Here is an 11,888-nt window from a genome sequence, read left to right on the forward strand (position 1 = left end):
TTAGGTATTAGTGATTTTTAGAATATTAAATTATTGAGTTTAAAGACTTTTAGGGAGATCTTGGTATTCGTATTGTGGAGGATTTTTAAAATACAACAATGTGTTTTCGTATGAGTTAAGGTCTAATCTAAATTGTTTTCTTCATTTATGTTCTGAGTTACGTTCTAGAAACAAATCAACATCATCTTCAAGTTCGTAAGTTTTACCTTTTTGGTCTCGATGTTCTGAATAATCAAATCAGGTTAAATCAACAATTTTTCAACGATTATCAATAAACACTTCGTTTCAAGCATGATATCCACTAGATACGATTGAACTTGGAGTTCCAAAGTATGCACCGCCAACAATTCTTACTGGAATGTTCAAAATAGTCAGTGCAGCAGCTAAGTTCATACTGTATCCAACACATTGAATTTCTGGGTCATTAGTGAAAATTTGAGTTGGATTATAAAAACCGTATCCATTATAATTGTAATGAACTCCTTTTGGAGCACTAAGATATAGCGAATTTGCAACAATATAATATGAAATTGCTTTAATTTTGGTTTGAGTGTCTCAGTTTTTATTAATGATTTTAGGTAAAACTTCTTTTCACTGATTAAATCATCTTTTATATTCTGGAATTGGATTAATTCAAGGGTCTACACTTCGTCGTTTTGCTTGTTCCTTAGTTAATGAGGTGGTTTTATCATAGTGAATTTTCCCTAGTATTGGATCGCTTTGTTCAAATGAAGTATGCTCAGGAGTAATTAAATCACTATCAAGAGTTCGATAAAGAGCTTGTGAAAAGAGGTTTGGTTTTGCAAATAACAAATCATTGTAAATGTTTGTATATTCAAAAACATAATTGTAAGTTTTTACATCAGCATATTTTTGATATTGATTAAATTTATCAAAATCGAAATTAGCAATTGAACTATTCTTTCAATATTTGTAATATTTATCATCTAATTTAACAACTCCACTCCCTTGAGACTTTTTAATAGCAAATTGGTATTTTAAATTAAGTTGATTAATATTTTCAACAACTTGTTTGATCTGATAAGATGAATTCTTAATTTTGGTTTGGTTTTGGGGATTTGAAACATCTTTATAAGTGACTTTATCAGGATTTTGTGGATTAAGTAATCAAAGATCAGAATATTTATCCGTTGCAAAATTGATTTGTCTTTGAATATAATCACTAATCACTTTGTTGTTTTGAAACTTTGGATTAATTGCTAAGGCTTGAATATCTTGATCGGTAATTTTGTTAATTTGTTCACTGGGTTTAACAAAAATTCAATTTCACCGTTTGTAGTATTTCAATCAACTAGCAACATATTGATCATTAATATTCACTTTTCAAAAATTACCACTATGATATTTGCTGGGTTCTAAAGAAAAATGATTGTCTTTATCAATTCCTCATTGAAAAAGAACAGTTTGATTTGAATTGTTCTTATAATTATCTAAAATTTTTTTGAGTCTTGCAAGTGGTTGTAGATAATATGGATGCTTTTGATATAAATCAATTTGCTCTTGCAATTTGCTCTTATAAAAATCTTTTAACAGTTTTTCAAGCTTATCATTAATATCTGTTTTTTCAAGGTTTATTGACATTTCTTTTAGCTTTTTGATTCATTGTTGTCTTTCTTGATTTGAGGATAATAATTCATCAATATTAAAAAAGACTTTTTGGTATTGATTAAAATTATCAAATAAAACTTGAGAATTTGAGCTAATTATTCGCGAGTAATCCATGGAAGTTTTAGCTTGGTTAAGTTGATTAATATAATCATTTAAAGATGTCAAAAACTCTTGTGACACTGGAATGTTTTGACTTTGTGAAATTATTTCATTAAACTTTTGTTTAATAGATTGTAAATTATCTTGTTCTTGTTTAGAAATAAGTTTTATTTTTTCAGGTGGGTTTGCTTCTTTTGGTTTTGGTGATTCAGGTGCAGAATTTTGGGGGTCTTGACCTGGTTTTTTACTATCTGTAGTGGGTGGATTGGTTGGAGGAGTTACTGTGTTTGGAGGAACTGGAGAGGGAGTTTTTACTAATCGAGTTGAAATATTTGAAGGATTACAACTCTGTAAGAGTAATGTAAAAATAACTGAAGATGCAATAATTGCTCGACTAGTTAAAATTGGTATTCATTTTGTCTTTTTAGAGTTAAGCAATCGAAACAATTTCATCTTAATTAAATTATAAAGAAAAATCACAATTTATAATTGTGATTTTACGTGGGTACTTAATAATTTGTAAATTATCTTTTCATTGATTCAAGAGAAAGTTTAAGACTAGCTGCACGTGCTGCTTCTCAAATAATTTCTCCATATGTTGGGTGGGGGTGAATAGTGTGTGCAATTTCATGCACGCTTAATTCTTGTTCCATTGCTACAGCAATTTCAGCAACATAATCGGTTACATTTGGACCAACCATTCAAGCTCCAAGAATTTCACCAAATTCTTTGTCAACAACAAGTTTGACAAATCCAACATTATTCACCGAAGCAATTGCTTTTCCTAAACGTTCAAATGAATATTTTGAACTAAAGACATTTTTACCTTGAGCAATAGCTTGTTCTTCGGTAAGACCAATAAAGGCAATTTCTGGACTAGTGTAAATGCATCCAGCCACTGATTTAGGGTGGTATTGACCTTTATGTTCATCACCTAAAATATCAAATACTGCAGTCATAGCATGTGCATAGGCTACGTGAGCAAGCATTGCTTGTCCAGTCATGTCTCCGATTGCATAAACTCCAGGAACATTGGTTCTAAGGTGCTCGTCAACAAGCACTTCACCACGTGAACCAAGTTTAATTCCGGCTTCTTCAAGTCCTTGAGTATTTGGTGTACGACCAGTAGCAGTAAGGATTAATTCTTGTTCAAGAACTTTTTGTTCTCCTTTAACTTCTACATAAAGTTTATCATTTTCAAATTTTTGAGTTTGAGCGTCAAATAAGACTTCAACTCCAAGGTTTTTGAGCATTTTAGCTACTTCAACTGATACTTCTTTATCAGCAGCAGGAAGTAAACGATCTGTGTTTTGAATAATGGTTACTTTAGTTCCAAGGACTGAGAAAATGCTTGCAAATTCAAGTCCAATTACCCCTCCACCAATAATGGTTACTGATTTAGGACGTTTTTCACTTCAGTTAATTGCTTCTTTTGAAGTAATAATTTTATTATCTTTATATCCTTGCTCAAATCCAGGGATTTTCATTAATTTGTTAGCTGAAGAACCCATAGCAAGAATTAAATGTTTTGCACGGTATACTTTACCTTCAACTTGAACAACACGATCTCCGATAACTTTAGCTTCTCCAACTAAGGTTTTAGCTTTAGAAGCTTTCATTAACATTTGAACACCCATTGAAATTTTGCTTACCACGTCAGCTTTACGTTTGTGCATTGCAACTCAAGTTTCGTCTTCAGAAACTTGTTGCTCTTTGCTTAATACAATTCCGTATTGACCTGAGTGTTTAATGTGTTGTACAATATCAGCGGTTTTAAGAAGAGTTTTAGTTGGAATACATCCAGTGTTTAAACATACTCCACCCCAATTAACTTTTTCAATAATTAAGGTTTTTAACCCGCTCTTACCAGCTTCTTCAGCGGCTAAATATCCACCAGGACCTGACCCAACGACAATGACATCATATTCTTCGTCAACTTTACCTGTGTATGGTTTAACATCACCAGGTGTTGTGCTTGATGTTGGTTGTGTAGGTTCGAGAGCTTTTGGTTTTTCTTGTACAATTGGAGCTGCTTTTTTAAAGAAGTTAAGGTCGATTAAATCATTGTTTACTACTGATTCACCGACAACGCTAGCTCCGCCTTCTGATGGTTTTTCTTCTTTAGCAGGTTCGCTTGTTGGAGCAGAAGCTTCAGCACTATCTCCTGAACCATCATCAATTAAGAAAATTTCTTGACCAACGTGAATAACATCACCTACAGCCATCATAATTTGAGCGATTTTTCCATTTACTGGAGTGGTGATATCTGAAGTAACCTTATCAGTTTCAACGCTAAAAAGATTATCTCCTTCTTTAACTTCTTGTCCAACTTTTACATAAATTTCAGCAACTGTACCTTCGTGAAGACCTTCACCAATATCAGCAAATTGAAACTTATACATATTAGTACACTCCTAAAACTTCAGGTTTTTCAAGTAATTCTTTTACTCTTGAAGCAAAACGACCAATTTCTGCTCCATCAATTCAACGGTGATCAGCTGCAACAGTAATATACATCACTTTCCCGGGTACTACTGCACCATTTTTTACTACTGGTTTATCAATAATTGCACCAACTCCAGCAATTGCAAGTTCTGGATAGTTAATAACTGGAACTCCGAATAAACTTCCTACACTTCCATAGTTAGTGATGGTAAATCCAGCACCTTTCATTTCGGCAGGTTTAATAGTTTTTTCACGGGCTGCTTTAGCTAAACGAGCAATTTCTTTGGCTAAATCTAAAACTGATAATTGGTCAGCTCCAGGAATTACTGGCACCATTAATCCAGCTTCAGTATCAACAGCAAACCCTAAGTTAATCACACCAGGAAAGTCTAATGTTGATTTAGCTTCATTGTATTTAGCGGTAAATTTAGGAAATTCTTTTAAAGCAACTGAAACTGCTTTTAAAATATATGGTAAAAAGGTAAGTTTTACACCGGTAGTTTTGAGCACTAAATCTTTAATTGATGAACGTAAATCTCAAAGTCTAGTCATATCAATTTCATGAACTAAATTAACATATGCAACATTATCCCATGAATTAGTCATAGCTTTAGCAATTGCTTTTCTAATTGGAGTAACTGGTTGTGAGTATGGTTCTCCAGTTACAACTCTTGGTGCTACTGGGGTTGGGGTTGGAACAGCAGCTCCAGTAGGAGCCGCTGTTGGGGTAGGTGTACTTACTGGTTGTGGGGCACTTGGAGCACTTTGTTTTGGTTGAGCTGCAAATGCTTCTAAATCAGCAAGTAAAATTTTTCCGTTTTCTCCGCTTCCTTTAACAAGAGAAAGGTCAATACCAAGTTTGGTCGCTTTTGCACGGACAATAGGGGTAGCTTTAATCATTATTTCTTTTCATCTCCTTCTCTTTTAAATATTACATTTCATATGACATAACTTCTTTAATTTTGTCAATGATTTTTTCATCATTAATTGCGTGGAAACTTTCTCCTTTAGGAAGAGGAACGGTAATATCGTATCCAGTTAAACGGAACATTGGAGCTTGAAGGTACTCAAAAGCTTTTTCGTTAACTCTAGCCATAATTTCAGCTGATACTGAGAAACTTCTTACTGCTTCATGTACTACAAGTAATCTTCCGGTTTTCTTCACTGATTCAACAATAGTTGCATGATCAAGTGGTTTAATAGTTCTTAAGTCGATAAGTTCTACTGAAATTTCTGGATTTGTAGCTTGAAGTTTTTTAAGAGCTGAAAGTGAATCGTGCACTTGAGCTCCGTAAGTTACTAAAGTTAAGTCGCTTCCCTCAACTAAAACATTAGCTTTTCCAATTTCAACTTCATAGTATTCAGCAGGAATTTCTTGTTTTCCAGCACGATAGATTTTTTTGTTTTCAAGGAAAATAACTGGATCTGGATCGTTAATAGCTGCTAAAATTAATCCTTTAGTATCATATGGGAATGCAGGCATAACAACTTTAACACCTGGAACGTGTGAGTAAATTGCTTCAAGAGCTTCTGAGTGGTGTTCAAGAGCTCTAATTCCTCCACCCATAGGCATTCTAATAACAATAGGTACGTGTAAACGTCCTCTTGAACGGTTTCTTAATCTAGCTGCTTGAGTGAAAATTTGTTGCATAGCTGGGAATGAAAACCCTTGGAATTGAATTTCACCAATTGGTTTTAAACCTGCTAATGATGCACCAATAGCAACCCCAGCAATAGCCGCTTCAGAAATAGGGGTATCAAAAACTCTATGAACTCCGTATTTTGCTTGAAGACCTTGAGTAGCACGGAAAACTCCACCTTCAAAACCTGCGTCCTCTCCAAATAAAACAACATTTGGATCTCTTTCCATTGCAAGATCAAGAGAGTGAGTTAAGGCTTCGATATTGTTAAAAACTTTTGTATCAGACATTAGTTAGCTCCTTTTTTTGATCAATAATTAATAGCTTCTTGTTTTTGTTCTTGTAAGTATTCTGGAAGTTTATCGTAAGTGTAGTCAAAAATATCTTCAAGTTTAGTATTAATTTTGGTCAAGCTTTCTTCGTAAGTTTTTTTAACAAAATCTAGAGATTCAGCTCAAATTTTAGTTTTAAGTTCTTCATTGAAAATACCAAGGTCAGTTAAGTATTTTTCAAAACGGTGCATTGGTTCTCATTTTTCGTGTTCTTTTTCTTCGGTTTCAGTTCTATAAACTCTTGGGTTATCTGAAGTTGTATGTGGACCTTGTCTTCAGGTTACAAATTCAACCACGATTGGTTTGCTTTCATTTCTAGCATATTCAATAGCATCTTTAATAGCTTCATAGCTAGCTAAAAAGTCGTTTCCATCAACTCTAATTCCAGCACATCCATAAGCAGCTGCTTTAACTGAAAGTGTTGAAGATACTGATTCAAAGTGGTTTGGTGTTGAAATAGCTCATTGGTTGTTGTTAATACAGAATACTGCAGGTCATTCTTGGACAGCGGCAAAGTTAATTCCTTCTGAGAATTCTCCTTCAGTGGTTCCACCATTTCCGATAAAAGTAACTGCAACTCCACCTGTTTTGTGGTGTTTCATTCCATATGCCATTCCGGCAGCATGTGAAATTTGTGCACCAATAACAATGTTAATTGGAACTACGTTAACTCCTTCAGGCATGTAGCAACCTCATTCGTTTCCGTTTCAGTAAAGCAATTGGTTGATCATTGGTACACCAAGTGCTAACATTGTTGCATTTGATCTAAAAGCTGGAACTAACCAATCTTTTTTATGATCCATAGCATAAGCTGTTGCTACTTGAAGTGCTTCTTCTCCAAAGTTTGGAGCAAATGTTAACATACGTCCTTGTCTTTGAAGTTGAAGCATGTATGTATCTTGTTGTCTTGATAAGACCATCCATTTATATGCTTCAAGTAGTTGATCATTAGATAATGGAGATTTGTATTTTTTATCGATTAAATCACCGTTAATATCTAAGATTCTAATCATTTCATTAGGATCGGCCATAACTGTGTATTTACCGTCTTTATCTAATGCATATTTGTATTTATGTGACATGTGATTCCTTTCATTCATTTCTTTGTATTCTAATTATACTAATTATTTAGTTATTTTCTGATAAATAGAATATTAAAAGGGAAACAATTCCAGTATTTTATTACAAATTTTCTTTGATGATTTTAGCAATTTTTACCCCGACTACTTGTGCTAATTGTTCTTGAGTAGCATTATAAATTGACGCAAAGTCTTTAAAATGTTTGAGTAGCTTAATTTCTGAGTTAATTCCTACTCCTTTAATTTGTGAAAGTTTGCTTTCAAGCGAAGCATTTAAATATTTGCTTCTAAAATACTCTTTAGCGTATTGATCAACTTTACTTTGTAAAAGGCTTAAATAATTAAATAAATCTAGGTGCTCAATTTTTAATTGCTTATTATTTTTAAGCACAATTTCTCGGGTACTATGTTTATCATCTTTAACTAAACCAATTAAATTGATTTTGTTTTTATCTAAAAAGGAAGTACTATCTAACGCTTTGAAAAAAGCACCAATTTGAGCAATCCCTCCATCAACAACAAACAAATCATCATATTGATAATCTTTGAATAAAAATTGATTAATGTTCAAATAATTTTGAACATTGTAAAACATATATTCAGTATCAGCACGCTTGCTTTTAGTTTCGATCAGTTTATTAATATCAAATTTTCGATTTAAAGTTTTAATGTTTCCGTGAACATCAAAAGCCATTCCAACACCAACAATGAAATTATTATTCAAGTTAGAATTATCAAAAATAAAAATGCGATGAATTGGTTTGTTTAAGGATAATAGTTGTTCAAGCTTTTTAAAACATTCTTGAACTTTAAGTTGCTGAGATTGTAGCTTTAAGTATTTTTGTTCAAAAGAATATTTCAAATTATCATAAGCTTGATTGAGTAAATTTTTTAAGGTTCCAATTTTGGGAAATACCATTTTTTTACTTAAAAACCCAAAATCTCAATGTTCATATTTAGAATCTAAAACAATTAAATCAGCTTGAGGATGTTTGGAATAATATTGCTCTAAAATTTCGTTAATATCGTTTTGTTCGTTAACAAGTGAATCGATAAAAAAATAACGATGAGCCACTTGCACTCCAAAACAAAAACTCATTTCAAACACATGTATGGTATTGTCAATATGTTTAAAAACAAATACATCAATATTCTTTTTGTTGCTAATTTCGCTGACTTGACGTTTTTTCATTTGTTCAAGAAGTTGAATTGAATCACGATATTCAATTGCTATCTCAAAATCCATGCGTTGAGAAGCTTGGTCTCGTTTGTGGTATAGTTGTTTAATAAAATCATTATTTTTTAGTTTAAGGACATTAATAATTTGATGATAAGTTTCTTGTAATTCTTGCTCATTTCACTTAGTAATTTCAAGCCCATTATGGAATAAAAAATTTCTTACGAGCACATTTATTAGCTCTTTTCGTTTAAAACCAGCTGTAATTGGACCATAATAAAAAGTATTAGAAGTATTCAAATTAATCTTTGGAGAAGACTTAATTTGGATCTTTTTGTTTTTTATTGCCACTTTGATATAGCTATAAGTTTTATCATCTTTGAGATTGATATTGTATTTAGGTTTATATTTTTCTATGTATTGTTTTTCTAAAATTAAAGCACTGGATTCATTGTCTTTAACCACAAAATCAAAATCGCTAATTTCGCTAACAAGTTTAGTAGTTTTGTATGAATTAATACTTCCTTTAAAATATTGGTGCATGCGTTTGAATAAATTATTGGCTTTACCAACATAAATAATTTGATTCAGTTCATTTTTTCATAAATACACACCAGGTTTTTTGGGAACTTGTGCTAGACGTTCGTGTAATAATCTTGTTTTATCCATAATTAATGTAATTATATTAAAAAGATAAGCACGTGCTTATCTTTTTGCTTGAATATTGTGGATATTATTTTAATTTAGCAAAGTGTGATACTGTTCTTACAAGTTGTGAAACATATGACATTTCATTGTCATATCATGCTGAAATGTGGTAAAGGTTTTTACCGTCAGCTCCCTTAACAATTTTGGTAAGCTCAGCATCATAAATTGAACCATAGTGTGAACCAATAATATCTGATGATACAATTGGATCAGTTTCGTATTTTAAGCTTTCATTAGCTGCTTTTTCAAAAGCTGAATTAATTTGTTCAACTGAAGGTTGTTGTTTAAGTTCAACTACAAGCTCAACAAGTGATCCGGTAATGGTTGGAACTCTTACTGCTGATCCATCTAAAATTCCAGCAGCTTGAGGAATAACAAGTCCAAGTGCTTTAGCAGCTCCTGTTGAGGTAGGAATCATGTTAAAGGCAGCAGCTCTAGTACGACGTAAATCACTGTGAGGTGCATCTTGCAATCTTTGGTCTCCAGTGTATGAGTGCACTGTAGTCATTCATCCTTTTTCAACTCCAAAGTTTTTTACAAGCACATCAACTACAGGTGCTAAACAGTTAGTAGTACATGAAGCAGCTGAAATTACGCTATCTTGAGGAGTAATTGTATCATGGTTAACATTGTAAACAATGGTTTTAACATCTGAACCAGCTGGTGCTGAAATAACTACAGATTTAGCTCCAGCTTCTACATGTAAAGCAGCAAGGTCTTTTTTTACAAATCTTCCGGTTGATTCAACCACAAGATCAATTCCTAATTTACCCCAAGGTAATGCTTTTGGGTCTTTTTCTGCATACACAGCAATTTTTTTACCATTTACAACAATCGCTGCTTCTTCTGCGTGCACATCAGCTTTTAACATTCCAAAAGCTGAATCGTATTTTAATAAGTGAGCTAATGTTTTTGCATCGGTTAAATCATTAACTGCAACTACTTGAACATCTTTATTGTTAGTTTCAAGTAATCTTCTTAAAAACAATCTTCCGATTCTTCCAAAACCATTAATGGCTACTTTTTTCATAATAATTATCCTTTCATCTAAGTAATATTAAATACTTTTAATAGTATTATATTACATTCTATTTTTAATATGTAATGATATGTGCAATTTTAATAAGCACCCTGAAAGTTAGATTAAATGTAACTTTTGGGGTACTTATTGATATAAATATATATTTTTAATTTTGATAGTATTCTTCAAGCTCTAAAAAATACTTGATATTTTCTACGTAATTAGGATTGTAAAATTCTTGATCCTCATAATTTGAATATATTAACATTAAATAGTGAACACATCTAGCTTTTTGTTTATCTCAATTTAATTTAGCATTAAGAATATCTCGGTTTAAGAAAAACATTTGCTTACTATTTTCAAATAAATTCGTATCATCAAAACTAAGATACAAATTTTTTGTTGTTTGAGAAATTCTTATGCTAGCTACATAATTAGCATCATATTTAAGGTTTTTTATTGCTCCACTATGATTAATTGGATCTTGGTTTTGTGAATTTAATTGGATTTCAAATAAACTGATTTGTGCATTTATCTTAAGTTTTTGAGCAAGTTCATTGATTTGCTTAACTTGTTTATTTCGTCAAATAATAAAGTAAAATCATCATCCTACTTGCGTGAACAAAAGAATTAAAACTACTCATCCTAAATAAAACATTTCAGGATAAATAAAATCAATTAGCTCCATTCAAATTAAAAAACCAAGCAAGAAAACAGTGTATACAATAATAGGTAAAATTTGTAGGAATATTCTAACATTTCCTCTTTTAATCATTCACGAAATAGCACTAATTCCTTGAATAAAAAATAAATGAACATCAAAATTATTTTCTAAAGCAAAGTTGATCTTTTTCCTGCTAATAATTAGAATGTGATTTTCCATTCTCTCTCATCAAATAAAAAGATAGTAAAAGATACAATAAAAGAAAAAGAAGCAATGAAATCCCAAAACAATTCAGTAAGGTAAATAACTTATTCGTTCCATTTGATTTCCTCATAGTTTTTCTTCATTGTTTTATTTTCAAAGACAAAATAAGGAGCTTTAAAGTTGTCTATATCATAAATATAAATATACATAATATCTTTAGCGTCTTTTTGATATACCCTCTTGATTTCACTTTCATTAGCAATTAAAGTTTTTCTAATTTTAGGAAAAGTATCTTGAACTACTCAAGTAAACATGTGTCCAGAAACAAAAAACTTTTTCTTTTTGCTTTTGACCTGAGGACGAACCACTTGTATGATATTGCGTTTTTTAGCTATTTTTTCTAAACGTCAAAATCTTCAAACTTGCATTGAAAAATAAGCAGTGTATATAATACAAAAAGGTAATCCTCAAATATACATTATGGTTATATGTGTTTCAAATTCAATTTCATTTATGCTAACTACATTAGAAATAATTGATAAAATAATACAAAAAGCAAGTAGAAAAAGAGAAATTATTCAAATACGTAAAACTCATTTTTTAACCGGAACTATGTTGCTTAAAAAAATAAAAATAGCGTTTCTAAGTTTAACATCTAAAAATCAAGTTGCTTGATTAAACTTAATTTTTTCACAGACTAGATTTATTGTATGTGCATATAATTTGAGCTTTAATACGTTTCTGCCAACTCAATACATTACAGAAAAAGTATAAGTGATAAGAATTGACATTCCAATCCAAAAAAAGAAATCGATCATTAATTACCCTAAATTATCTTCTCAGTAATATTACTTAAGAGAACCGAAGAAATTTGAGCTACATTTGCAACA

Annotated in this window: 9 protein-coding genes; all 9 read right to left on the reverse strand. The window is 31.5% G+C overall.

What is annotated here, in order from left to right; all coding sequences use genetic code 4:
• Positions 1-39: 39 nt before the first annotated feature.
• Complete coding sequence (locus tag AC1RP9_RS02415; RefSeq protein WP_481821817.1) at positions 40-2,181, reverse strand: transglutaminase domain-containing protein; 2,142 nt, start codon at positions 2,179-2,181, stop codon at positions 40-42.
• A gap of 71 nt (positions 2,182-2,252) precedes the next feature.
• Positions 2,253-4,130: a dihydrolipoyl dehydrogenase gene (gene lpdA / locus AC1RP9_RS02420; RefSeq protein WP_481821819.1), complete on the reverse strand. Its 1,878-nt coding sequence runs from the start codon at positions 4,128-4,130 to the stop codon at positions 2,253-2,255.
• A gap of 1 nt (position 4,131) precedes the next feature.
• On the reverse strand, positions 4,132-5,073 hold the full coding sequence (locus AC1RP9_RS02425; protein ID WP_481821821.1) for a 2-oxo acid dehydrogenase subunit E2: 942 nt from the start codon (positions 5,071-5,073) through the stop codon (positions 4,132-4,134).
• Between the two features lie 31 nt (positions 5,074-5,104).
• Positions 5,105-6,103, reverse strand: a complete 999-nt coding sequence (locus AC1RP9_RS02430; RefSeq protein WP_481821823.1) for an alpha-ketoacid dehydrogenase subunit beta — start codon at positions 6,101-6,103, stop codon at positions 5,105-5,107.
• A complete protein-coding gene (gene pdhA / locus AC1RP9_RS02435; protein ID WP_481821825.1) occupies positions 6,103-7,227 on the reverse strand; it encodes a pyruvate dehydrogenase (acetyl-transferring) E1 component subunit alpha in 1,125 nt (374 codons plus the stop codon). The genes AC1RP9_RS02430 and pdhA overlap by 1 nt, the downstream gene beginning before the upstream one ends.
• 100 nt (positions 7,228-7,327) lie before the next feature.
• Positions 7,328-9,070, reverse strand: a complete 1,743-nt coding sequence (gene uvrC, locus AC1RP9_RS02440) for an excinuclease ABC subunit UvrC (protein WP_481821827.1) — start codon at positions 9,068-9,070, stop codon at positions 7,328-7,330.
• A 64-nt stretch (positions 9,071-9,134) separates the two neighbouring features.
• On the reverse strand, positions 9,135-10,139 hold the full coding sequence (gene gap, locus AC1RP9_RS02445) for a type I glyceraldehyde-3-phosphate dehydrogenase (RefSeq protein ID WP_481821829.1): 1,005 nt from the start codon (positions 10,137-10,139) through the stop codon (positions 9,135-9,137).
• Positions 10,140-10,296: 157 nt separating this feature from the next.
• Entirely contained in the window at positions 10,297-11,013 is a 717-nt protein-coding gene (locus AC1RP9_RS02450) for a hypothetical protein (RefSeq protein WP_481821831.1), read from the reverse strand.
• An 89-nt stretch (positions 11,014-11,102) separates the two neighbouring features.
• Positions 11,103-11,816, reverse strand: a complete 714-nt coding sequence (locus AC1RP9_RS02455; RefSeq protein ID WP_481821833.1) for a hypothetical protein — start codon at positions 11,814-11,816, stop codon at positions 11,103-11,105.
• Positions 11,817-11,888 lie beyond the last annotated feature (72 nt).

This window comes from Mycoplasma sp. 3686h (assembly GCF_056781225.1).